General features: G+C 71.1%; 23 protein-coding genes and 1 tRNA gene. 12 read left to right on the plus strand and 12 right to left on the minus strand.

What is annotated here, in order from left to right; all coding sequences use genetic code 11:
* Positions 1–277 precede the first annotated feature (277 nt).
* The gene (locus WBN91_RS26240) at positions 278–1,378 is read right to left on the minus strand and encodes a branched-chain amino acid aminotransferase (protein ID WP_337729115.1); all 1,101 of its coding nucleotides are present in this window, start codon (positions 1,376–1,378) and stop codon (positions 278–280) included.
* A gap of 65 nt (positions 1,379–1,443) precedes the next feature.
* Positions 1,444–2,640: an amino acid permease gene (locus WBN91_RS26245; RefSeq protein ID WP_337729116.1), complete on the minus strand. Its 1,197-nt coding sequence runs from the start codon at positions 2,638–2,640 to the stop codon at positions 1,444–1,446.
* Positions 2,641–2,837: 197 nt separating this feature from the next.
* Here WBN91_RS26245 and WBN91_RS26250 point away from each other — a divergent pair, with 197 nt between their 5' ends.
* Complete coding sequence (locus WBN91_RS26250) at positions 2,838–4,331, plus strand: leucyl aminopeptidase (RefSeq protein WP_337729117.1); 1,494 nt, start codon at positions 2,838–2,840, stop codon at positions 4,329–4,331.
* Between the two features lie 55 nt (positions 4,332–4,386).
* On the opposite strand, the gene WBN91_RS26255 is transcribed toward WBN91_RS26250, so the two are convergent.
* Positions 4,387–4,995, minus strand: a complete 609-nt coding sequence (locus WBN91_RS26255) for an NAD(P)-dependent oxidoreductase (protein ID WP_337729118.1) — start codon at positions 4,993–4,995, stop codon at positions 4,387–4,389.
* A 123-nt stretch (positions 4,996–5,118) separates the two neighbouring features.
* Here WBN91_RS26255 and WBN91_RS26260 point away from each other — a divergent pair, with 123 nt between their 5' ends.
* Positions 5,119–5,427: a hypothetical protein gene (locus tag WBN91_RS26260; RefSeq protein ID WP_337729119.1), complete on the plus strand. Its 309-nt coding sequence runs from the start codon at positions 5,119–5,121 to the stop codon at positions 5,425–5,427.
* 22 nt (positions 5,428–5,449) lie between these two features.
* Here WBN91_RS26260 and WBN91_RS26265 read toward each other — a convergent pair whose 3' ends face one another.
* Positions 5,450–5,767 (minus strand): oxidoreductase, encoded by a 318-nt coding sequence (locus tag WBN91_RS26265; RefSeq protein WP_337729120.1) that lies wholly within the window; start codon positions 5,765–5,767, stop codon positions 5,450–5,452.
* A gap of 186 nt (positions 5,768–5,953) precedes the next feature.
* On the opposite strand from WBN91_RS26265, the gene lpdA reads away from it, so the two are divergent.
* From lpdA to WBN91_RS26300, 7 genes are all read left to right on the plus strand, one after another.
* Positions 5,954–7,324: a dihydrolipoyl dehydrogenase gene (gene lpdA, locus WBN91_RS26270; RefSeq protein WP_337729121.1), complete on the plus strand. Its 1,371-nt coding sequence runs from the start codon at positions 5,954–5,956 to the stop codon at positions 7,322–7,324.
* A 55-nt stretch (positions 7,325–7,379) separates the two neighbouring features.
* Positions 7,380–9,158 (plus strand): 2-oxoglutarate dehydrogenase, E2 component, dihydrolipoamide succinyltransferase, encoded by a 1,779-nt coding sequence (gene sucB, locus WBN91_RS26275; RefSeq protein ID WP_337729122.1) that lies wholly within the window; start codon positions 7,380–7,382, stop codon positions 9,156–9,158.
* 119 nt (positions 9,159–9,277) lie between these two features.
* Positions 9,278–10,150 (plus strand): TIGR01777 family oxidoreductase, encoded by an 873-nt coding sequence (locus WBN91_RS26280; protein ID WP_337729409.1) that lies wholly within the window; start codon positions 9,278–9,280, stop codon positions 10,148–10,150.
* A complete protein-coding gene (locus WBN91_RS26285; RefSeq protein ID WP_337727726.1) occupies positions 10,147–10,764 on the plus strand; it encodes a phosphatase PAP2 family protein in 618 nt (205 codons plus the stop codon). The genes WBN91_RS26280 and WBN91_RS26285 overlap by 4 nt, the downstream gene beginning before the upstream one ends.
* The gene (gene lipB, locus WBN91_RS26290) at positions 10,761–11,504 is read left to right on the plus strand and encodes a lipoyl(octanoyl) transferase LipB (protein WP_337727725.1); all 744 of its coding nucleotides are present in this window, start codon (positions 10,761–10,763) and stop codon (positions 11,502–11,504) included. The genes WBN91_RS26285 and lipB overlap by 4 nt, the downstream gene beginning before the upstream one ends.
* A 60-nt stretch (positions 11,505–11,564) precedes the next feature.
* Positions 11,565–12,479 carry a serine hydrolase gene (locus WBN91_RS26295; protein WP_337727724.1) on the plus strand — a complete coding sequence of 305 codons (915 nt, stop codon included), beginning with the start codon at positions 11,565–11,567 and terminating at the stop codon, positions 12,477–12,479.
* A gap of 1 nt (position 12,480) precedes the next feature.
* Positions 12,481–12,966: an ArsR/SmtB family transcription factor gene (locus tag WBN91_RS26300; RefSeq protein ID WP_337727723.1), complete on the plus strand. Its 486-nt coding sequence runs from the start codon at positions 12,481–12,483 to the stop codon at positions 12,964–12,966.
* Here WBN91_RS26300 and WBN91_RS26305 read toward each other — a convergent pair.
* Both WBN91_RS26305 and WBN91_RS26310 read right to left on the minus strand, forming a co-directional pair.
* Entirely contained in the window at positions 12,956–13,876 is a 921-nt protein-coding gene (locus WBN91_RS26305; RefSeq protein WP_337727722.1) for an LLM class F420-dependent oxidoreductase, read from the minus strand. The genes WBN91_RS26300 and WBN91_RS26305 overlap by 11 nt on opposite strands.
* 109 nt (positions 13,877–13,985) lie before the next feature.
* Complete coding sequence (locus tag WBN91_RS26310; RefSeq protein ID WP_337727729.1) at positions 13,986–14,633, minus strand: TetR/AcrR family transcriptional regulator; 648 nt, start codon at positions 14,631–14,633, stop codon at positions 13,986–13,988.
* A gap of 128 nt (positions 14,634–14,761) precedes the next feature.
* On the opposite strand from WBN91_RS26310, the gene WBN91_RS26315 reads away from it, so the two are divergent.
* From WBN91_RS26315 to lipA, 3 genes are read left to right on the plus strand one after another with little or no spacing between them, the layout of a single operon-like run.
* Entirely contained in the window at positions 14,762–15,223 is a 462-nt protein-coding gene (locus WBN91_RS26315) for a hypothetical protein (protein WP_337727721.1), read from the plus strand.
* A 20-nt stretch (positions 15,224–15,243) separates the two neighbouring features.
* The gene (locus tag WBN91_RS26320) at positions 15,244–16,173 is read left to right on the plus strand and encodes an oxidoreductase (RefSeq protein ID WP_337727728.1); all 930 of its coding nucleotides are present in this window, start codon (positions 15,244–15,246) and stop codon (positions 16,171–16,173) included.
* Positions 16,174–16,188: 15 nt separating this feature from the next.
* Positions 16,189–17,190, plus strand: a complete 1,002-nt coding sequence (lipA, locus tag WBN91_RS26325) for a lipoyl synthase (RefSeq protein WP_121221995.1) — start codon at positions 16,189–16,191, stop codon at positions 17,188–17,190.
* Here lipA and WBN91_RS26330 read toward each other — a convergent pair.
* The 6 genes from WBN91_RS26330 to WBN91_RS26355 form a co-directional block, all read right to left on the minus strand.
* Entirely contained in the window at positions 17,187–17,516 is a 330-nt protein-coding gene (locus WBN91_RS26330; RefSeq protein WP_337727720.1) for a hypothetical protein, read from the minus strand. The genes lipA and WBN91_RS26330 overlap by 4 nt on opposite strands.
* A gap of 73 nt (positions 17,517–17,589) precedes the next feature.
* On the minus strand, positions 17,590–21,735 hold the full coding sequence (locus WBN91_RS26335) for a wHTH domain-containing protein (RefSeq protein WP_337727719.1): 4,146 nt from the start codon (positions 21,733–21,735) through the stop codon (positions 17,590–17,592).
* Between the two features lie 319 nt (positions 21,736–22,054).
* Entirely contained in the window at positions 22,055–22,210 is a 156-nt protein-coding gene (locus tag WBN91_RS26340) for a hypothetical protein (protein ID WP_337727718.1), read from the minus strand.
* A gap of 105 nt (positions 22,211–22,315) precedes the next feature.
* Positions 22,316–22,390, minus strand: a tRNA-Val gene (locus WBN91_RS26345).
* A 39-nt stretch (positions 22,391–22,429) separates the two neighbouring features.
* A complete protein-coding gene (locus WBN91_RS26350) occupies positions 22,430–22,894 on the minus strand; it encodes a peroxiredoxin (protein WP_337727717.1) in 465 nt (154 codons plus the stop codon).
* Positions 22,895–23,003: 109 nt separating this feature from the next.
* Entirely contained in the window at positions 23,004–23,435 is a 432-nt protein-coding gene (locus WBN91_RS26355; protein ID WP_337727716.1) for a DUF3052 domain-containing protein, read from the minus strand.
* Positions 23,436–23,624 lie beyond the last annotated feature (189 nt).

The following is a 23,624-nucleotide window of genomic DNA, read 5'->3' on the forward strand; positions in this document are numbered from 1 at the left end:
GCTTCTTCCACCGCAGCAACGAGTCCCACTCAGCGCGCTCGACCTCAACGATCACACTGCCAGTCTACACACCCCGCGAATATCCAAGAATCCGGTTTTGTTTAATTTCGGCCATAGCCCTTCGGGCAGGCCATACGGGGATGACACAAGCAAGAAGCCCAGGCAGAGGTGTGCCGTGCGGCAGCTTCGTGAAAAGCCGCCGTGCGGCAGCGTCGTGAAGCCACCGCGCGGCGGTCTGGCCGCGCGGTGGCTGTGGTGCCGTGGGGAGCTGGAGGTGTTAGCTGAGCTTGGTCATCCAGCCGTGCGGGTCCTCGATGGTTCCCTGCTGGATGCCGGTCAGACGCTCCCGCAGCTTCATCGTGACCTCGCCGGTCGCGCCGCCCGAGATGCTGAAGTCGCCGCCGGCGTGCTTCACGTGGCCGACCGGGGTGATCACTGCCGCCGTGCCGCAGGCGAAGACCTCCGTCAGCTCGCCCGACTCCGCCTTCTTCTCCCACTCCTCCGTGGAGAACCGGCGCTCCTCGACCGCGTGGCCCAAGTCGGAAGCCAGGCGCAGGAGGGAGTTGCGGGTGATGCCGGGCAGCAAAGCACCCGACAGTTCAGGGGTGACGATGCGGGCGTCCGCACCCGAGCCGAGGACGAAGAACAGGTTCATCCCGCCCATCTCCTCCACCCAACGGCGCTCGACGGCGTCCAGCCACACGACCTGGTCGCAGCCCTGTTCGGCGGCCTGGGCCTGGGCCACGAGGGACGCCGCGTAGTTGCCGGCGAACTTGGCCGCGCCGGTGCCACCGGGGGCCGCTCGGACGTACTCGGTGGACAGCCACACCGTCACCGGCTTCAGGCCGCCGGCGAAGTACGAGCCGGCAGGGGAGGCGATGAGGACGTACAGGTACTCGCCGGCGGGGCGGACGCCCAGGCCCTTCTCCGTCGAGATCATGTACGGCCGGAGGTACAGCGACTCCTCGGCGACCGAGGGCACCCACCTCGCGTCCACGGCGATGAGTTCCCGGATGGACTCCAGGAACAGCTCGTCGGGCAGTTCCGGCATGGCGATGCGGCGGGCCGACGCGCGGAAGCGTTCGGCGTTCGCCTCGGGGCGGAAGGACGCGATCGAGCCGTCGGGGCGGCGGTAGGCCTTGAGGCCCTCGAAGATCGCCTGGCCGTAGTGCAGCACCATTGCCGCCGGGTCCAGTTCCAGCGAGTGGTAGGGCTCGACAGCGGCGTCGTGCCAGCCCTGGTCGCGGTTCCAGCGGATCGTCACCATGTGGTCGGTGAAGTGCTGCCCGAAGCCCGGCTTGGCGAGTACCTCCGCGACCCGCTCCGGGGTCGCCGGCGTCGGGTTGGGGGTCCGGGTGAAAGGCAACGCGGTCGTCATGTCAGCACAGTAGCCGCTGGTGGGACATCGGAAAATCGCTGTCCCGACGCTCGGACGTCCGACGATCACCCGACCGGCTGGCGCAGGTGCCCGACGGCGAACAGGCCGGTGCCGAGGGCGATGCCGACGGCGGTGATCACCAGGGCTTCGGCGGGCGCGCTCATGGCCAGCAGGACCGACATGCCCAGGCCGATGCACGCGGTGCGCATGGGCCAGGTGCGGTCCTCGTGGAGAAGGACGCGGGCGCCTGCGTTCGTGAAGCCGTAGTAGAACGCCGTGCCGCACGCGCCCACGGCCAGGGCGGTGGTGGGCGGCAGAAAGACGAACGCGGCGACGGCCAGGGCGGTGCCGATCGCGTCGAGCACCCAAGGGGCCTGCACCCTGGGCAGGTCGCCAGTCTCGGTGAGGCCGGTCAGCGTGCGGCGGGCGCTGCCCAGCACGAAGGACAGCGACGCGACGGCGGCCACGGCCGCGCCAATCGCGAGCACGGGCAGGAGCGCGCGGCCGTCGGCGGCGACCAGGGCGTCGCGCAGGGGTGCGGGTGAGAGTGCGAGCCGGGAACTGCCCAACTGCCGGAGGACGGCGACGCCGAGCACCGCCATGAGCACCAGCACTCCCCCGATGACGATCGGGATGGCCACGTGCAGGGTCTTGGCGGTGAAGGTCTTCTCGTCCGCTTGAGGCGCGGTCACCCGTTCGAAGCCGGTGAAGGCGATGAAGAGGATCGACGCGGCCCCCATGATCCCGTCGAACCCGGCTCCGTCGACGGGCGCGGCCGTGTTCTCCGGCGGAGCGACCGAAAAGCCGACCAGCGCGACCAGGGCGAGCACGCCGACGACGACGGCGACGACCACCCAGCCGACCCGCCCGCGGACGTGCCGGGCGAGGACGGTCGTGCCGATGAGCAGGGCCAGGCCGGCGAGCGTGCGGTCGGCGGGGAAGACGTACGCCCCGAACGCGCCGGCGAGGGCAGCGGCCACCCCGGCTCGCCCGATCAGGTGAGCGCTGGCCCCGATCCGGGCCGGCCACGGGCCGAGCTGGTTGCGGATGTAGGCGTAGCCGCCGGGTGCGTCCGGGTAGGCCCGGTGCTGGTCGGCGGTGGAGAACGCGCAGCACAGCGCGGTCAGCGCGGCGAGCGGTAAGGCGACGAGGAACCAGGGGCCGGCGAGGGCGACGGCCGGGGCGAGTCCGGTGAGGACTCCGACGCCCAGCGTCGCGCCCAGCGCGAGCACCACGGCCCCGGCACGGGGCGTGACTGTCACCGCCTAACAGTCCCAGATGGACCGGGTGAGCGCGAACGCCCGGTGGGCTGACCCACGATCGTGTTAATTGTTACTCCCCGCTATCGAAGGAGCCGGGGACGCTGTGGTGAACGAGACCTTTAGCATTCGTCACGATCAACCCACGTTCTCGCCGCACGACCAGGAAGTGCCGGGAGGACCCACGTCGAGGAGCCGCAGTGACCCCGCCGAAGCTGGCCATCACCGACAGTGACCCGAGCACCACGACCGCGGACGCCGTGGTCGTGGGCACCCTCCAGGGACCGGACGGACTCGCCCTCGCGGGTGCGGCCGATGCGGTGAACGCCGCGTTCGACGGCGGCCTGGTGGACGTGTTGTCGACCCTGGGCGCGACGGGCAAGGCCGAGGAGGTCGTGACGCTGCCGAGCTTCGGCAAGCTGTCCGCGCCGGTCGTGATCGCGGTCGGGCTGGGCAAGCCGGGCGAGGACGGCGCGGTCACCGAGGAGCAGGTCCGCCGCGCCTCCGGCGCCGCCGCACGCGCCCTCACCGGCAAGAAGCGCGCCGTCAGCACGCTGTCCGGTCTGCACCTGGGTGCGGCCGTCGAGGGCACGCTGCTGGGCGCCTACCAGTTCACCGCCTACAAGACCTCCGCCGGCGACGCGCCGGTGGCCCGGGTCGAGTTCGCGGTCTCGGGCAACCTCAAGCCGCACCGGGCGACGCTCAAGGCGTCCACCCTGATCGCCGAGGCCGTCTGCACCACCCGCGACCTGATCAACACCCCGCCGAACGACCTGTTCCCGGCGTCCTTCGCCGAGCGGGCGGTCGCGCTGACCAAGGGCCTGGACGGCGTCGAGGTCGAGGTGCTGGACGAGAAGGCGCTGCGCAAGCAGGGCTTCGGCGGCATCCTCGGCGTCGGCGGCGGGTCGTCGCGCCCGCCGCGCCTGGTGCGGATCTCCTACAAGGGGCCGAAGGCGGGCAAGAAGGTCGCCCTGGTAGGCAAGGGCATCACGTTCGACACCGGCGGCATCTCGATCAAGCCGGCCGCGGGCATGGACGAGATGACCTCGGACATGAGCGGCGCGGCGGCGGTCGTGGCGACCGTGGTGCTGGCGGCGAAGCTGAAGTACCCGCTGGAGGTCACCGCGTACGCGCCGCTGGCGGAGAACATGCCGTCCGGCACCGCGTACCGCCCGGGTGACGTGCTGACCATGTACGGCGGCAAGACCGTCGAGGTGCTCAACACCGACGCCGAGGGCCGGCTGGTGCTGTCCGACGCCATCGTGCGGGCGTGCGAGGACGGGCCGGACTACCTCATCGAGACCTCGACGCTGACCGGCGCGCAGATCGTCTCGCTGGGCAAGCGGACCGCGGGCGTCATGGGCACCGACGAGTTCCGGGACCGGGTCGCGGAGATCGGCCGCGCGGTCGGCGAGCAGGCGTGGGCCATGCCGCTGCCGGAGGAGCTGCGCGGCGACCTGGACTCGCGGCTGGCCGACATCGCGAACGTCGCCGGGCACCGCTTCGGCGGGATGCTCGCGGCCGGGATCTTCCTGCGCGAGTTCGTGGCCGAGGGCGTGACCTGGGCGCACGTGGACATCGCCGGGCCGTCGTTCCACGCGGGCGGTGCCTACGGCTACACCACCAAGGGCGGTACGGGCGTGCCGGTGCGCACCCTCGCGGCCGTGCTGGCGGACATCGCCGCCAACGGCTGATCGCATTCCTCGACGGGGGTCGCGCCGGTGGGCGCGGCCCCCGTTGTCGTTCCGGTCAGTAGCCGACGGCGATGGTCTGGCCGATGGTGCCCGGGTCTTCCAGGCAGGCCACGATCAGCACCGCCAGGTCCGCGCGCGAGATGTTGTTGCCGCCCCTCAGGTTGGTGCCGCTCGCGGTGCGGAACTTGTCGGTGCGCGGGCCGTTGGTGAGGTTCGGCGGGCGGGTGATCGTCCAGTCCAGGCCGCTGTCGCGCACGACCTCCTCCATCCTCGCCATGTCCGCCCACGGGTGGCGCAGCACGCGGCGCAGGATCGGCTTGACCAGGTAGCGGCTCACCGCGCCGTCCTGGTCGTCGACGACCATGCCGCTGTTGCTGACCACGACCAGGCGGCGGACGCCGGCGGCTGCCATCGCGGTCACGATCGACCGGGTGCTGTCCGTCTGGAGGGTCGTCGGCTTGAGGTCGCGGGTGCCGACGGCGGTCACCACCGCGTCGGCGCCGGCGATCACCGGCGCGATCGAGTCCGGGTCGAGCACGTCGGCGACGGTGTCCCGGCCGTTGGGCGTGCGCACGACCGCCGTGACCTCGTGGCCGGCCGCCCTGGCCCGTTCGACCACGTGCCCACCGGTGCCCCCGCTCGCCCCGAAGACGGTGATCTTCATGGTTCCCCCTCCACTGGTCGGTGAGCATTCACTAACCGCTAGGCTTTCCTGACGGTCCTGCGGGAAAGGCCGCCCAGCGATTTGACGGCCCTGCTGAATTCACTCGAAGTAGGCCGGGGCGAGGTGCGGGAAAACCTCGTGGCGATCGCGCGGACAGCGGTCGGCTTCTACACCGAGACCTTCCCGATCGCGGCGTCGATCTTCTCCGAGCCGAACCTGCCGGCGGCGCACAACGAGCTGTTGCAGCAGCGCAACGCGGGTCCGCACGTGCCGGCCGAGGTGCTCGCCGGCTACCTGGCCCGGGAACAGGCGGCCGGTTGTCCGCGGACGTGGACCCGCGCGCCGCCGCCGACCTGGTTCTCGGCACGTGCCAGTTCGAGGCTTTTCTCGGATTCTTCACCGAGCGCACGGTGGACGCCGAAAAGCTCGTGACGACGCTGTGGAACGGCCTGGGCTAACCCTGGTTCTTGCGGCGCGTGTATTCCCGCATCCGCTTCGGGTAGCCGACGATGCCGGCGTCGTAGATCGGGATCTTGAGCTTCTTGGCCAGCCTGCGGGCGCCCTCGGTGCCGTCGATGCGGCGGCGGGTCCACTCGCCGTCGTGCGCGACCAGGACGACCGTGGTCTCCGTCACGGTCGTCTTCGGCTCGACGTACGCCTCCACGCCGCGCCGCTGGGCGGCCCACTTCTCCAGGTGACCGGTGTCGGCGGACGTCGAGGCCCGCAGCACGCCCGGGCGCTGCTTCCTGCGAAAACGGTCGAACAGGCCCACCGGGCCACCTCCTGCGCAGACTCCTGTCGGACATGGTGCCGGCGGGGGTGTGAAGGCGTGGCCAAATCCTCGCGACAGCCGCCCAACCCGACACCGCGTCGCCGCCCTTCGCGAACTAGTGACAAGATGGCAACCACCCGCGCGCACCCGCGCGAAGTAAGGCATCAAGCTCTCCAGGGAGATCCCGTGACCGACACCTCCGCCGACCTTGTGATCCTCGGTGGCGGCTCGGGCGGCTACGCCTGCGCGTTCCGCGCGGCCGAGCTCGGCCTGTCCGTCGTCCTGGTCGAGAAGGACAAGCTGGGGGGCACGTGCCTGCACCGCGGCTGCATCCCGACCAAGGCGCTGCTGCACGCGGCGGAGGTCGCGGACAACGCCCGCGAGGGCGACCAGTTCGGGGTCAAGTCCTCGCTGGAGGGCATCGACATCGCGGGTGTGAACTCCTACAAGGACGGCGTGGTCAGCCGCCTGTACAAGGGTCTCCAGGGGCTGGTGAAGGCCAACAAGGTCACGCTGGTCCAGGGCGCGGGCACGTTCGTCGGCGGCACCACCGTCGAGGTCGACGGGCAGCGCTACACGGGCAAGAACATCGTGCTGGCCACGGGTTCCTACGCCCGCAGCCTGCCGGGCCTTCCGATCGGCGGCCGGGTCATCACCAGCGACCAGGCCCTGAACCTGGACTTCATCCCGGAGAAGGTCGTCGTGCTCGGCGGCGGCGTCATCGGCGTCGAGTTCGCCAGCGTGTGGGCCTCCTTCGGCGCGGACGTGACCATCGTGGAGGCCCTGCCCCGCCTGGTCCCCGCCGAGGACGAGTACGCCTCCAAGCAGCTGGAGCGGGCCTTCCGCCGCCGGGGCATCAAGTTCAAGACCGGCGTCAAGTTCACCGGCGCCACCCAGACCGACGCCGGCGTCTCGGTGACCCTGGAGTCCGGCGACGTGCTCGACGCCGACCTGCTCCTGGTCGCCGTCGGCCGCGGCCCGAACACCGCGGGCCACGGCTACGAGGAGGCCGGCGTCCAGCTCGACCGCGGGTTCGTCGTCACCGACGAGCGCCTGCGCACCAACCTCCCGAACGTCTACGCCGTCGGCGACATCGTGCCCGGCCTGCAACTCGCGCACCGCGGGTTCCAGCAGGGCATCTTCGTCGCGGAGGAGATCGCCGGGCAGAACCCCAAGGTCATCGACGAGGCGGGCATCCCGCGTGTCACCTACTGCAAGCCGGAGGTCGCCTCGGTCGGCCTCTCCGAGGCGGCGGCCAAGGAGAAGTACGGCTCGGTGGAGACGTTCGTCTACGACCTCGCGGGCAACGGCAAGAGCCAGATCCTGAAGACCGCGGGCGGCGTCAAGCTGGTCAAGGCCCCCGACGGTCCGGTGGTGGGCGTCACGATGGTCGGCGAGCGGGTCGGCGAGCTGATCGGCGAAGCCCAGCTGATCTACAGCTGGGAGGCCTACCCCGAGGACGTGGCCCCGCTGGTCCACGCCCACCCGACCCAGACTGAAGCCCTCGGCGAGGCCTTCCTCGCCCTGGCCGGCAAGCCGCTGCACGTGCACGGCTGACCGTCCCAACTCCAGTCAGCCGATCCACGACCCACGCACGAGGAGTCAGCGAACGATGGCCTTCTCCGTCCAAATGCCCGCACTCGGCGAGAGCGTCACCGAGGGCACGGTCACCCGCTGGTTGAAGCAGGAGGGTGACCGCGTCGAGGTCGACGAGCCGTTGCTGGAGGTGTCCACCGACAAGGTCGACACCGAGATCCCGTCCCCGGCGGCCGGCGTGCTCCAGAAGATCGTCGCCCAGGAGGACGAGACCGTCGAGGTCGGCGCCGAGCTCGCCGTCATCGGCGACGGCGACGACTCCGGCTCCGGTGACAGCGCTCCGGTGCAGCAGTCCGCGCCGGAGGCGCCGGCCGAGACGCCCGCCCCGCAGGCCCCCGCCGAGGAGGCCAAGCCGGACCCGCAGCCCGAGCCGCAGGCCCAGGCCCCGTCTTCGGGTGGTGCCGCCGAGGGCACCCCGGTGACCATGCCCGCGCTGGGCGAGAGCGTCACCGAGGGCACCGTGACCCGCTGGCTGAAGGCGGTCGGCGACTTGGTCGAGGTCGACGAGCCGCTGCTGGAGGTGTCGACGGACAAGGTCGACACCGAGATCCCGTCCCCGGTCGCCGGCACGCTGCTGGAGATCACCGCGGGCGAGGACGAGACCGTCGAGGTCGGCGGTCAGCTGGCCGTCATCGGCTCGGGCAGCCCGGCCCCGCAGGCGTCGGCTCCGGCTCCCGCCCCGGCTCCGGAAGCGCCCAAGCCCGCCCCGGCCGCCGAGGCCCCGAAGCCCGCCCCCGCGCCGGCCCCGCAGGCCCCGGCCCCCCAGGCCCCGGCTCCGCAGGCCGCGCCCGCCGCTCCGGCTCCGCAGGCCGCGCCGGCCGCCGCCCCCGCCTCCGCCGAGGAGTCGAACGGGCAGCCGTACGTGACGCCGCTGGTGCGCAAGCTCGCCGCCGAGAACGGCATCGACCTCGGCACGCTCAAGGGCACCGGCGTCGGTGGCCGCATCCGCAAGCAGGACGTGCTGGCCGCCGTCGAGGCCGCCAAGGCCCCGGCTCCCGCGCCGGCCGCCGCCGCTCCGGCCGCGTCCGCGCCGGCCCAGCGGGTCGCCACGCCGGCCGCCGACACCAGCGGCAAGCGCGGCACCGTGCAGAAGCTGCCGCGCCTGCGCCAGATCGTCGCGCAGCGCACCCGCGAGTCCCTCCAGGTCTCCGCGCAGCTCACCCAGGTGTTCGAGGTGGACGTCACCAAGATCGCCCGGCTGCGCAACAAGGCCAAGACCGCGTTCGAGCAGCGCGAGGGCACCAAGCTGACGTTCCTGCCCTTCTTCGCCAAGGCGGCCGTCGAGGCGCTCAAGCAGCACCCGGTGCTGAACGCGTCGATCGACGAGGAGAAGAAGGAGGTCGTCTACCACGGCGCCGAGCACCTGGGCATCGCGATCGACACCGAGCGCGGCCTGCTCAACGCGGTGATCGCGAACGCGGGCGACCTGAACCTGGCGGGCCTGTCCCACAAGATCAACGACCTCGCGTCGCGCGCCCGGGCGAACAAGCTCACCCCGGACGAGCTGACCGGCGGCACGTTCTCGCTGACCAACCTGGGCAGCAACGGCGCGCTGTTCGACACCCCGATCATCCAGCAGCCGCAGGTCGGCATCCTGGGCGTGGGCGTGGTGAAGAAGCGCGCGGTCGTCATCACCGACGAGAACGGCGACGACACCATCGCGATCCGGTCGATGGCCTACCTGGCGCTGACCTACGACCACCGCCTGGTGGACGGGGCCGACGCGGGCCGCTTCCTGACCACGATGAAGAACCGCTTGGAGGAAGGCGCGTTCGAGGCCGACCTGGGCCTGTAAGGACGCCACGCGCGAAGGGCCGCCCCGGCACGTCCGGGGCGGCCCTTCGCGCGTTGTGTGGCCCCGGCAACACCGCCGCTGCTGTGCAACACCGCACACCGTGCGAGACGATCACGGGTATGCGGGTTCTGATCGCGGGGTCGTCCGGGTTCCTCGGCACCAGCCTGGTCGCCGCGTTGCGCGGGGCCGGGCACGAGGTGCTGCGGCTGGTCCGGCGGCGGCCCGCGGCCCCCGACGAGCGCGGCTGGGACCCGCCCGCCGGGCGCATCGACGCGGGCGCGCTGGACGGCGTGGACGCGGTGGTGAACCTGTGCGGCGCGGGCGTCGCGGACAAGCGGTGGAACCACGCCCGCAAGCAGGTGCTGCTGGACAGCCGGACGATCCCGACCGAGGTGCTGGCGGCGGCGGTCGCCGAGCAGGGCATCCCGGTGCTGGTCAACGCGAGCGCGGTCGGGTACTACGGCGACACCGGCGAGGCCGTCGTGGACGAGTCGACACCCACCGGCACCGGCTTCCTGGCCGACCTGTGCCGCCAGTGGGAGGCCGCGACGGCGCCGGCCGAGTCGCAGCGGGTCGTGCGGATGCGGACCGGGCTGGTGATCAGCCGGTCGGGCGGGTTGTTCGGCACGATCCGGCCGCTGTTCGCGCTGGGCCTGGGCGGGAGGTTGGGCAGCGGGCGGCAGTACATGCCGTGGGTCTCCCTGGACGACACGATCGCCGCCTACCAGTTCGTGCTGGAGCACGACGTGCGCGGGCCGGTCAACGTCACCGGGCCGAGCCCGGTCACCAACGCCGAGTTCACCCGGACGGTCGGGCACGCGCTGCGCCGGCCGACGCCGTGGGTGGTGCCGGGGTTCGTGCTCAAGGCCGTGCTGGGCGAGATCGCCGAGGAGGGCGTGCTCGCGGGCCAGCGGGCGGTGCCGAAGGTGTTGGAGCGGCACGGTTTCCACTTCCTGCACCCGGCGCTGGGCGCGGCGGTGGCCGCGGCGTGAGCCGTGTCTTCCCGGCCTGCGTCGGCGCGGTGCTCGCGCTGATGTCGGTGGTGCTCGGCGTGTCGGTGGACAGCACCCCGCCGGAACTGGACTCGACCCTGCGCGTGGCCGCGATCGGGCTGGGGCCGGGTTTCGAGCGCGCGGCGGACGTGGTGAGCCTGGTGCTCAGCCCGGGGCTGGCGACGATCGCGCTGGTGAGCCTGGTGCTGCGGGCGTGGCTGGCGCGGGACGTGCTGGCGTTCAAGGGGGCGGTGCTGCTGGCGGTGTGCTGGGCCAGCGTGCTGAGCCGGTGGTTCTACCTGCGGGTCCGGCCGGTCGAGTACGACCTGCCGTCCTACCCCAGCGGGCACGTCACGGCGGTGACGGCGGTGGCCGTGACGGCGGTCGTGCTGTGCGCGCGCCTGCGGCCGGCGCTGGTGCGGCCGGTGGTCGCGGGCGCGGTGGTGGCGGTCGTGCTGTGCGCGGCGAGCCGGGTCGTGCTGGAGATGCACTGGTTCACCGACACGGTCGGCGCGGTGCTGGCCACGACCGGTGTCGGCCTGGTGGCGGCGCTCGCGCTGGGCCTGCTGCCGGCCGCCCGGGTCTCCGGCGGTGGGCGTAGGGTCGAGCCGTGAGCAGTCGCGACCTCTCCTGCCGCACGTCCTCCGACCCGATCGACGTGCGTGAGCTGGGCACCATCGACTACCTGGCCGCTTGGGACCTCCAGCGCGAACTCGCCGAGGCCCGTGCGGACGGCACGCGGGGCGACACCCTGCTGCTGCTGGAGCACCCGCCGGTCTACACGTGCGGGCGGCGCACCGAGCCCGACGAGCGTCCGGTCGGCGGGGACACCCCCGTCATCGACGTGGACCGCGGCGGCAAGATCACCTGGCACGGGCCGGGGCAGCTGGTCGGCTACCCGATCGTGGGGCTGGCCGAGCCGATGGACGTCGTGCAGTACGTGCGGCGGCTGGAGCAGGCCCTGATCCACGTGTGCGACCAGCTCGGCGTGCACACCGGCCGCGTCGAGGGCCGCAGCGGCGTGTGGATCCCCGCCGACGAGCGCGGGGTGGAGCGCAAGGTCGCCGCGATCGGCATCCGGGTGCAGCGCGGCGTGACCATGCACGGGTTCGAGATCAACTGCAACGCCGACCTGGCCGCGTTCGGCGACATCATCCCGTGCGGCATCCGGGACGCCGGGGTGGCGTCGCTGTCGCACGAGCTGGACCGGGACGTGACGGTGGCCGAGGTGCTGCCGATGGCGCGGGACGCGGTCATCGACGCCCTGAACGGCGACCTGCCGTTGACGGACCGGACGTTGGAGCGTCAACAGCCGGTGGCCCCCGGCGTCACGTTCGCCGTCCAAAGCCGCTGACACCCGACGACTCCCCCCTCTAGTATTCCGGAATTCCGGAACCCCGAGGGGAGAGTCGTCGTGCCGCTGACCCGACGAGCCCTGCTCACCGCGTGCGGCTGCGCCCTTCTCCTCCCGGGCACGGCCGCCGCCTCCGACTGGCCTTCCTGGCTGCGCAGCCACCGGCAGCACGTGGCTTTCGTGGTGGACGACGGCCGGGGCGGCAGGCTCGCCCACCGTCCCCACGAACCCCAGCCCTTGGCGTCGACCGTGCACCTCCTGCACTTGGCGGCCTACGCGCGGGCGGTGAGGGAGGGTCGGGTCGATCCCGCCGAGCGGGTGCGGGTCGGCGACTGGGAGCGGCACCTCCTGCCCCTGGACCGCCGCGCCCACACCGCCGCGCTGCGCCACTTGGGCATCCGGTCCACCAACGGCGTGACCGCCGACGACCCGCACACCCCCGTCGCCCTGGACGACCTCGCCGCGGTCATGACCTCGTTCGCCGACAACACCGCCGCGGACTTCCTGCGCACCCGCCTGGATCCGTCGCTCCCGTCCCCGCTGGGCGAAGGGCTGCGGCTGGTGCTGGGCCGTTCCGTCGAGCCCGCGCGGTACCTGACCGATCCGCGTCTCCAGCTGGAAGTCCTCGGCCGCTCCCCCGGCGTCTCGCCTGATGAGGCCCGGGCGCGGACCACAGCCCACGGCACGGCGGCGGAGCTGCACCGACTGCTGCGCACCCCCGTTCCGCACTTGGACCGCCGCCAGGACCTCCCGCCTGGAGTGGCGGCCTTGTGGGTCAAGCTCGGCACGCTGCCGGGCGTCGTCACGGCGGCCGTTCGGGTGCGGTGGGAGGACGGACGCGTCGGCACCGGGGTGGTGTTGGCGCGGGAGGTGCCGCAGGAGCGATTCGCCGACGCTATGGGTCTGCCCGCGGTGCTCCGATCGGCCCTGCTCGACCCCGCTGCGCTGCGCGAATTCCACGTGGGCCTTACGTAGGATGGCCGGGGTGGACCTGGTGCGACGGCTGGCCGAGCTGGAACAGCGCGTGGCGGCGCTGGAGGGTGACGAGCGGGAGACCGTCGTGCTCGCGGACGGCGACGAGGGCGGCGGCGAACTGGGTTACGGCGGGCAGGTCTCCCTCGGCGGCGGCCGGGTGTCGTGGCGCATCGACGTGACGCCGGAACGGGCGCTGTCGCTGGCCGACCGCCCCCGCATCGAAGTGCTGGCGGCCTTGGCGCACCCGGCGCGGGTGGACATCGTCCGGTCCCTGCTGGCGCGCGGCGCCCAGCCTGCGACGGCGCTCCAGGAAGCGGCCCGCCTGGGTTCCACCGGCCAGCTCTACCACCACCTGAAGGCGTTGACCGGGTCCGGCCTGGTGGAGCAGGACAAGCGCGGGAGCTACCGGCTGCGCAGCGCGGCCACCGTCCCCGTGCTCGTCCTGCTCACCGCCGCCGCCGACGTGGCGGGCCAGCTCAGGGCGTGACGCCCGCGAGCAGTTCCACGTGGTCGAGGTCGGACAGGTCGAGCACCTGGAGGTAGACCCGCGAGATCCCGGTCTTCTCCCGCCACTGCCCGAGCCGCTCCTGCGCCTCCGCGACCGTGCCGGTGAGCCCGTTCTGCTTCAACTCGTCGAAGTCCCAGCCGATCGCCTCGGCCCGCTTGACGACCTCGGCGTCGTCCCGACCGACGCACGCGGTGAGCGCGACCGACCGGGTCATGGTCGCCGGGTCCCGCCCGATCTCGCGGCAGGCCGCGTCGACCCGCTCGAACTGCTCGACGGCGAAGCCCGCGTCCACGAACGGCAGGTTGAACTCGGTGGCGAACCGCGCGGCCAACGCCGGCGTCCGCTTGACCCCCTTGCCGCCCACCACCACGGGCACCCGCTCCTGGGCGGGCTTGGGCAGCGCGGGCGAGTCGGTGAGCGTGTAGTGCTTGCCCTCGAAGGAGAACGTCTCCCCCACCGGCGTCTCCCACAGCCCGGTGATGACCTCCAACTGCTCCTCGAACACCTCGAACCGCTCACCCAGCGACGGGAACCGCAGCCCGTACGCGGTGTGCTCCGCCTCGAACCACCCGGACCCGAGCCCGAACTCGACCCGCCCACCGGACATCTGGTCCACCTGCGCGACGGAGATCGCCAACGGCCCGGGGTGCCGGAAGGTGGCGGCGGTGACGAGCGTGCCGAGCCGGATGGTTTTGGTCTCCCGCGCCAAGCCGGCCAACGTGATCCACGCGTCGGTGGGACCGGGCAGCCCGTCGACGGACCCCATCTTCAGGTAGTGGTCGGACCGGAAGAAGGCCCCGAACCCGGCGTCCTCGGCGGTGCGGGCGACGCGGAGCAGGTCGTCGTAGGAGGCCCCCTGCTGGGGCTCGGTGAAGATGCGCAGTTCCACGAACCCCAAGCTATCGGACCCCGATGCGCACGGAGTTTCCCGCCTCGGCCGCCACCCGGGGTTGCTGGGCGCGTTCACCCGAACCCGAGAGCCGCGTTCCCCGGGCCGTTCAACGACGGCGCGATCGGGAGCGGTGTTCCCGAGGTGGTGCGCTCAGGCTGGGAGCGCTGCTCACCCGCAGCCCCTCCACCACCCGCACGATGGTGCGCTCGACCTCCGCGCTCGCCTTCTTCGGATCAGCCGCCCCGGCGATCATGCTCGCCCCCGCCGACAGCGACCCGAACAGCAGCCGGGCCATCGTCTCCACCGGTAGCTGCTCCAGCTCGCCGCTGGTGATCAGCACCTCGATGGTCGAGCGCAGCAGCCCGTAGCTGAAGTGCTCCTCCGCCTCGCGCCACCGCTCCCACCCCATGACCACGGGCGCCTCGTGGATCACGATCCGCTGGTAGGACGGTTCCAGGCACACCCGCACGTACGCGCGCAGGCCGGCGATGGCCGTGTCCCACGGGTCGCCGGGGGCGCTGACGATCTCGCCCAGCTTGCGCATGAAGGCGTTCTCGACCGAGTCGAAGGCGGCCTCGAACAGGGCCTGCTTGCCGCTGAAGTGGTGGTAGAGCGCGCCCTTGGTGAGCCTCGCGCGCTTGGCCACCTCGTCCAGCGAGGTGCCCGCGTACCCCCGTTTGGTGAACAGCTCCACAGCGCTGTCCACCAGGGCCTGCCTGGTGGACTCCGAGTACTCGACACGCCTGGACCGCACTGTCACCACGGCCACAACCGTACGACATACCGGCGGTACGTACTCGTGGTATGTTCGCCCTATCGGCCATACCGCCGGTATGCCAAAGACCTGAGGTATGAGCCGCGTCACGAGAGGAGGGCGTGATCATGGGGTGGACCGACTTCTACCGACGGCGTGACGCTCTGGACGCCGTGCTCGACGCCGCGGCGGGGGATCCCGCGGCGCCACTGACCTTCGACCGCGAGCTGTTCGCCACCGAGGCCGACGTGCTCGCGGCCCTGCACTACCGCTGGATGCAGCAGCTCACCGGCCGGCTGGGCGTCGCGCTGGAGGACGCCGCCGACGACCGCGTGGAGACCGTCACGCGCACGTGGCGCACGCTGGCCGCCGAGCAGCCGGTGCTGCGCGGGGTGCTGGACGAGCACCTCACCGCGTCGGACGCGGTCGAGCGCGAGCAGCGCCTGCTGGCCCTGACCGCGGGCCTCGCCGACCTGACCGAGCCGTCCGACGAGATCGCCAAGGTCGGCGCCGCGTTCCTGGCGCTGGTCCGCAACGCGCCGCACCCGAAGGCGCCGGCCCGCCACCGCAGGCTCGCCAAGAGCGCCTGATTTGCGGTTGGGTGACCATCATGGTGTCGACGACCACGGCGAAGTGGACCGAAGCGGACATTCCCGACCAGTCCGGCCGGACGGTGCTGGTCACCGGGGCGAACTCGGGACTGGGCCTGCGCACCGCCGAGGTGCTCGCCGGGAAGGGCGCCCGCGTCCTGATGGCCTGCCGGTCCCCTGAACGCGGGCGGCGGGCGCTGGAGCGCGTCGGGCACAAGGCCGAGCTGGTCGAACTGGACCTGGCCGACCTGGGCTCGGTCCACGACGCCGCCAAGGCCGTCCGCGAGCGCACCGACCGCCTGGACGTGCTGGTCAACAACGCCGGCGTGATGGCGGTGCCGCTCGCCCGCACCGCCGATGGCTTCGAGCGCCAGTTCGGCACCAACCACCTGGGCCACGCCGCGCTGACGTGGCTGCTCATGCCACTGCTGCGGGAAACCCCCGGCTCACGGGTGGTGACGGTGTCGAGCATGGCGCACGCGATGGGCGCGATCGACCTGGCCGACCCGAACTACGAGGTCCGCCGCTACACGTCCTGGGGCGCGTACGGGCAGTCCAAGCTGGCCAACCTGCTGTTCGCCCGCGAGCTGGAACGCCGCCTGCGCGGCGCGGGCGCCGACGTGACCTCCGTCGCGGCCCACCCCGGCTACACGGCGACCGAGTTGAGCGCGAACATGGCCCGCGCCCGGCGCAACCCGATCTTCTCCATCGGGGCCAAGATCAGCGACCTGCTGGCCCAGTCCGTCGAGATGGGGACGTTGCCGCAGCTCTACGCGGCGACCGCGCCGGACGTCGTCGGAGGCGCCTATTACGGCCCGGACGGGTTCCGCGGCACCCGCGGGTACCCGACCCGGGTGGGCTCCACGGCGGCGGCCAAGGACGAGCTCGCCGCGAGCCGCCTGTGGGACCTGACGGCCAAGCTCACGGGCGTCGCGCCCGATCCGGCGTGACGTAATGTTGAGGCCGTGACCGTCGTACCTGAAGGTCGGAAGCTGCTGCGCCTAGAGGTGCGCAACAGCCAAACGCCCATCGAGAAGAAGCCCTCGTGGATCAAGACCAAGGCGAAGATGGGCCCCGAGTACCGGGAGCTCAAGGGTCTGGTCAAGCGCGAGGGCCTGCACACGGTGTGCGAAGAGGCCGGTTGTCCCAACATCTACGAGTGCTGGGAAGACCGGGAGGCCACCTTCCTCATCGGTGGCGAGCAGTGCACCCGCCGCTGCGACTTCTGCCAGATCGACACCGGCAAGCCCGCCGACCTGGACCGGGACGAGCCGCGCCGGGTCGCCGAGTCGGTGCAGGCGATGGGCCTGCGCTACTCCACCGTCACCGGCGTCGCCCGTGACGACCTGGAGGACGGCGGCGCGTGGCTGTACGCCGAGACCGTCCGCCAGATCCACGCGCTCAACCCCGGCACGGGCGTCGAGCTGCTGATCCCGGACTTCAACGCGGTGCCCGAGCAGCTGGCCGAGGTGTTCGACTCGCGCCCCGAGGTGCTCGCGCACAACCTGGAGACCGTGCCGCGGATCTTCAAGCGCATCCGCCCGGCGTTCCGCTACGAGCGGTCGCTGGAGGTCATCACGAAGGCCCGCGAGGCCGGCCTGGTGACGAAGTCCAACCTGATCCTCGGCATGGGCGAGACGCCCGAAGAGGTCACCGAGGCGCTGCACGACCTGTACGACGCGGGCTGCGAGATCATCACCATCACGCAGTACCTGCGCCCGTCACCGCGGCACCACCCGGTCGAGCGCTGGGTGAAGCCGGAGGAGTTCGTGGTGCACAAGGAGACCGCCGAGGGCATCGGCTTCTCCGGCGTCATGGCCGGTCCGCTGGTCCGCTCGTCGTACCGCGCGGGCCGCCTGTACGCGCAGGCCGTCCAGAAGCGCGGCGACGAGGTCCCCGAGAACCTGCGCCACCTGCTCGAGGCGGGCGGCGCGGCCCAGGAGATCACCTCCCTGCTGGCCCGCTAGGAACGGTGCTCGAAGCCCCCGGTGTGCTGCGCACCGGGGGCTTCGCCACGCCTGCGCACAACCAGCGCCCCCACGACGAGCAGCGCCCCCAACACAGTCACCGGCGCTGCCCAGGCCAGCCGCTCCAGCCGCAGCCGCGAACAGATCTCCACCAGCGCCTGCCCTTCGGCCTCGACGGCAACCGCGTCGAACCCCATCCCCACCGCGTTGCCGCACGACACGGCGATCCCCGAGGGCGAGTCGGTGGACAGCGGCAGGAGCATGATCAACAGCCCGGCCAGGAAGAAAGCGACCCCCACCACCGCGGCGACCGTCTTGGGCGACATGGCGGACAAGCTACGTCCAGAACACCGTTAGGCATAGGGGGCTTCCCACCAGACGTCTCCCGGTTAGCAACCCCTAATCCCTCCTGAACGGCACCCGCTCCAGCAGCTCTGGCAACTCGACAGCCAGATCAGGCACCTCAAACCCCATCCGCTCCAACCGCCGGGCAACCTCCTCCAACGGCAACTCGAACCACATGGCTTCGAGGATCAACCTCCGCATGTCCACGGGCTTGGTCGTGCTCAACCGCTCCAACAGGTCGAAGTCCGTCCGATCGAAGACGCCATCCTCTTCACCCCGCCGCACCCGGTAACCAACGGCTTCCATCGCCTCAACCGCTTCCCCCGGCGTCCAAGACCCGGACCGAACCGCCTTCAGCGCATGGGCGAACGGCACCTCGTCCCCCGGCGACAACTTCACCAGCCCAGCGATCCCCACCAGCGCCCTCCACAACGGGGTCAGCGGCTGGTCGAAGTGCTCGAACGCGGGAACCTCGTACCCGAGCCGGATGTACCGCTCCACCACCTCACGCGGCGCACGGTGCGCCCTGGTCGCGATGTCGATGACGGCCCCCGCCCGGTCGTGGTGCCAGCTGACGCCATTGGTGGCGTAGCTGATCAACTCGTGGTCGAAGTCGTCCAGGCCGGCCAGCAAGGCTTCTCGGGCGGGAACCGAGTACCCCAACTCCACCAAGCGGTCGGCCACCGCCGCTGGTTCGCGCTTCGCTCGCTGTGCGATATCCAGCAGGCTGCGCACATGGACGGTCAGCCGGCCCGGCCCGACACCAATGCCGAACGACTGCCCCAGCAGGGCAAGGTCGTCGTTGCTCAGTTCGTCCGGCAGGAGATCCGACACGGGCAGGCCGAGGTCACCGATCCTGCGCGCCGCCTCTCGCGGCGACACACCCCACTTCCATGCAGCGCTCACCACCTGGGAAACAGCTACGACACCCTCTTCCAGCAGGTGCTCATCGGCCAACAGCACGTCTCTGACCGCCGGCGTGATCTGATCGAGCCAATCCGGCTGTGGGTTGCCCTGTCGGATGCGGAACCCCAACTCGATCAATCTCGCGACCAGCGCCTCGGGAGCCATTCCAAGCACGTGCGCCGCGTACAGCACATGTCCGTGGCCGACCAAGCCGCCCCGGTCCAGCCACGGGTAGTCCCCGTTGAGGTTCCGGCTCACCAGCAGCTGGTCTGCCTTCGTGTACCGGCTGAGTTCATCGGAAGGCGCGTCCACGTCGTAGGAGTAGTTCCGGAGCCGCGCGACGATCTCGCCAACGGGCCGTCCGGTATGCAGATGCGCGGCGATCACGTGTCCGATCGGCACCACCTCGCCTGGCACAAGCCAGGGGTTGTCGCCGTCCAGCTTGGAGCTGAGCAGGATCACATCGGTGTGGTCGACGGCACGGTGCGCTGGGAACCGCCCAACGTCTCCCACCTCGAACCCCAATGCCCTGAGTCGGAGTGCCACCGTCCTGGGTGCTCTGCCCAGAGTTGCCGCCCTCCACAGCACATACCCGGGCTCGACATCGATCGTCAGGCCGCCGACGCCCCAGCGATCTCCCTTCAGCAGCAGCTCATCGGACGGAGCCGCCGGCAGCGGGTCGCCCGCCACCGCCAACTCGCCCAACACCGTGGGCGACATGGTGGAGAGGAACCGCCACAGCACGGTGTGGGTGAGCAGTTCGCTGGCCTCCAACCGGCTGAGGCTGCGGGAGACGAACTGGTTCGCGAAACTGCCGACAATGTTCAGGTCGATCGGGAAGCAGCCCGAAACCGCGAGGTGTACCGACCGCCTCTTCCCCGGGAGTCGTCGGTTCCGGCGTATGCCAACCGAGGTGACGATGTCGGCGACGCTTGGGTTGTCACTCGCGACGTCGCACAACCAGTCGAAGTCGAAGGCGTTGGCGTCGAAGAGTTCGGACGCGGCCTCGGTGAGCAACTCTCCCAGGTGCTCCGAGACGTCTCCGATGATCGACTTGCGATCTACCGTCAGCTTGGGAGCCTTGAGCCCCGTCAGATTCACGACCGCGCCTCGGAAACCCTGGTTGTTGTAGTGGACGTGGAGGCCGTCGACCAAGACAGCACCGCCGTCCTCGCACCAGATCACGTCACCCTGCTTGCTGGGGACCAGAGTGCCGCTCGCGTAGATGCCCTCCGACCGGGGCGTGAAGACCGATGGTTCCCACTCGATCGTCGAACCATCGTGTTCGGCCGTCGTGCGGAATTCCGCGATGCCCAGCACCCGCTGCAAAGCGTCCACGCTCGACGGGGCCTGGTCGCCGTCGCGCAGGTAGAGCTTCACCGTCGTGCCGTGCGGGATGTCCTCGTCCAGGCGTTGGATGTGGAACAGGTGTCCCGGGCCGGCGATGGACACGCGCAACGCAGGACCTGCGTTGTCGCCTCGGGCGTCCATGCGGGATGTGGTCACCTCGATCTCGTCGGCCAGCATGAAGTAGCTGAGCACGCCGATGCCGAAGCGGCTGTTGGGGTAGAACGGCACCCCCACCCGCGCCCACCGGGCCTTTTCCTCCAGGAACTCCGGCTGGTCGGCGAAGCGCACGCCCGCCTGCGAGAACACCTCCCGCAGCTCCGACTCCCCCATGCCGATGCCGTTGTCCGCACAACTCAAGTAGTGCCGCCCGCCCTCGACGCCCTGGGTGAACGTGATCCGGCCCTCCCACCGTGACAGCAAATCGGAGGTCTTCTCCAGGTAGTCCAAGCGCGCCTTGGCGTACCGGCACGCGTCCAGCGCGTTCTGGTACAGCTCGCGGATCGCCAGCGACTTGTCCCCGTACAGCTGCTCGCCCATCAGCAGCTCCCGCACCCGCGACTCGTCCAAGCGCAGCCTGGTCACCGGCACGACGAACGCGGGCTTCCGGTTGACCACGGCAGGCTCGACGCGGTCCGCCGAGGCACGTGCGGGCAGAGCGCGGAGGGGTTCCAGGTAAGCCCCGTGCTCGGCGGCGGCGCGGATGGCGCCCAGCATCACGTCGGTGCGCTCGACGTGTTCGCGCAAGGACTCCAGCACGGCCTCGTGGTGGCAGGACGCGACCAGGTGCACTCGGGTCTCGGCGGTGTAGTCCCAGTGGGCCTCGTCGAGTGTGGTGTGCAGGTGGTCCAGTCGTACCGGTTTCGGGATGCCCAGGTGCTCGACCAAGGTCGACGACAGCCTGGTCACCTCGATCGCCTGGGCGTGTGCGACGGCCAGCAGCAGGCCGATCAGGTCTTCCCGCACGTGTTGGTGGGCGACGGTGACGCGGGCGTAGGAGGTGCGGTGCTTGAGCTTGCGGCGTTCGGGGTCGCGCAGGCCCTCCGGGGGCAGGCGGAACACTCGGACCAAGCGTTCCAGCGACTCGGCCAGCATCGTGCGCAGCGGCGGGTCGTCCGGGACCACCTCCTCCAGCACGTCGGCGACGGTGACGTCCTGAGGCCTGCTCTCCGCCCAGCGGTGGAACAGCCACCACGCGATGTCGGCGGCGTCCTCGGCGTGGTGCGTGGTGCGGGCGACGAGCCGACTTTCCTCGCGGCCGGCGAGGAAGCGCTGGTAGTCCTGGCGCTCGGGGTCCGGGTCGGGGTGTTGCGCCAGGTCGGTGGGGTCGACGGTGGACAGTCGCTGCGCCAAGACCGCCGACCGGGTCTGGTGCGCCAGGGGTGCGAGGGCGATCAACGCCGCCTCCCCGGCGCTCAGGTCCCACGGCTGGTCGGCGAGCACCGAGTCGAGCAGCTCGACCACCCGTTCGGTCATCCGGCCGACGAACGTGTCGTCCAGCCACGAGTCGCCGCGCAACGCCGTGACGGCCCGGCGGCGCCGCTCGAACAGGGCACCGGCGACTTCGGCGATCCGCGTGCGCAACCGGTCGGCGTCGGGCACGCGCCGCCACACCGGGTGCTCCTCGACCAGCGCGACCCACGGGTTCGGGCCGGCGGGCGGCGGCAACTCCAGCCGGCCGTGCGCCTCCCGCCACCAACCCAGATCGACGTTCAGCCGCGGGTGGTGGCCACCAGACCGGGCGTGCTCGGCGCACGCGGTGACGAACGCGGAAACGAAGTCCCAGGTCGGTGGGCCGACTTTGCGCCCGTTGAGGATGTCGCCGATGTGGGAGTCGGAGAAGCCGACCCGCCTCTCCAGCCACTTCAGCGACGGGTTGCCGCACTGCCGGCGCAGCTCGGCCAGGTCGGCGCAGAACTCCGCCACTCCGGGTAACGCGGACGGCATCCGGTGTCCTCCCCACTCGCACCACGTCCGGCCGGACGGCTCCGGACGCCGCCCTGACCAGGCACGACCCGACCGCCACCCGCACATTCTCCGGGGTCGTCCGCGATCGCCGACCGCGGGCCGGGCCACCGGGCAGCGTCCTCCCCGGAACCGCACGAACGAGGGAGGACACACCGTGGGCCAGTGGTTGGAGTTCGCGACGGCGGCGTTGCAGACGGTCGGCGCGGCGCTCGCGTTGGGTGCCGTCGTGGCGCGGGTGCGCAGGAGGAAGAGGCGCGGGTGAGCGGGGCGTGAGCTGGAGGGGGGCGGACCCTCCAGCTCACTCGGCTGTCGGGGACACCGCGTCGACCAGCTGGGGTGTCACGTCGTCGACGCCCCAGAGTTCGAGCAGGCTGGTCACGGCTTGCCGGATGCCTTCGTAACTTTCCAGGGGCAGATCGGGAGGGAGCTTGACGTGGAGCTCCGGGTTGTGCATCGGTCCAGCGTCCCGTTCGGTGTTACCCGTCCGCAATACCCTGATGGTGGACATCGCGGGATGCGGAAAAACGAATTGCCGCATGAATTGTGAAACCGGACACAGTGGTGGGCGCGACAGGATTCGAACCTGCGACCGCTCGGGTGTAAACCGAGTGCTCTTCCGCTGAGCTACACGCCCGGACCGGTGCCCGCGAGCCGAGCACCGGGGCAAACGCTATCAGGCCCCCAGCTCGGCGACGGCCTTCTTCCACGCCTCCTGGTCGCGCGCCTCGCCCGGCGCGTTGACCTCGGCGTACCGGACGACACCCTCGGTGTCGATCAGGAACGTGCCGCGGTTGGCCAGGCCCGCCGCCTCGTTGAACACGCCGTACTCGCTCGCCACGGCGCCGTGCGGCCAGAAGTCCGACAGCAGCGGGAAGGTGTAGCCCTGCTGCTCGGCCCAGGCCTTCAGGCTGAACGGGGTGTCCACGGACACGCCGATGACCTGCACGTTCTCGCTCTCGTACGTGGCCAGCTCGTCGCGCACCTGGCACAGCTCGCCGGTGCAGATGCCGCTGAACGCGAACGGGTAGAACACCAGCAGGACGTTGCGCTCGCCGCGGAACGACGACAGCGTCACCGGCTGCTTGTTGTAGTCGTTGAGCGTGAAGTCCGGAGCCTGCGAACCGACCTCGACCGACATTCCTCGCCCTTCCGCCAAAGTGAAAAAAGCACAGCCCAACAAGACGGGCTCCGTGCGGAGCCCGCCGTCGAGCCTAGCGGCACGGGTCGGGGCGAGGAGAACGCCGGTCTCAGCGCTTGGACTTGACCGACTTCGGCGACACGAGCTTGATCGCCGACCAGTCCTGGCTCGCGCTGATGGCGGAGGTCTGGGCGAGCCCCGCGGTCGGCACGGCCTCGGCGATGTCGCTCGGCTCGACGTAGCCCGGCCTGCCGGTCTTGGGCGTCAGCACCCAGATCACGCCGTCGTCGGCGAGCGGCCCGATGGCGTCGACCAGGGTGTCGACCAGGTCGCCGTCGTCCTCGCGCCACCACAGCAGCACCACGTCCACGACCTCGTCGGCGTCCTCGTCGAGCAGATCGCTGCCGACGCGCTCCTCGACCGCCGCACGGAGGTCGTCGTCGACGTCCTCTCCCCAGCCGAGTTCCTGGACAACAGCGCCCGGTTCGATCCCGAGCTTGTCGGCGACACCGATCTTGCCGGCGTCTTCCGCGGCGACCACGGCTTCCACTCCTCCAAGTACACAAGAGCGGCAGCCGGGTTCGACTGCCGCGCGACGTCACTACCAGTCGCGGTTAGCGAACACTGTCAGACCAGGCAAGCGCAACCGTAAGCGCCGGGACACGCCGCATCGGGTACCCCCGGATGCGGTCCGCCATCCGGATGAGGCACGCTCTACATACCTCCTATT

The organism is Saccharothrix sp. CCNWYY140, from assembly GCF_037401995.1.
In the GTDB taxonomy this organism is placed as follows: domain Bacteria; phylum Actinomycetota; class Actinomycetes; order Mycobacteriales; family Pseudonocardiaceae; genus Actinosynnema.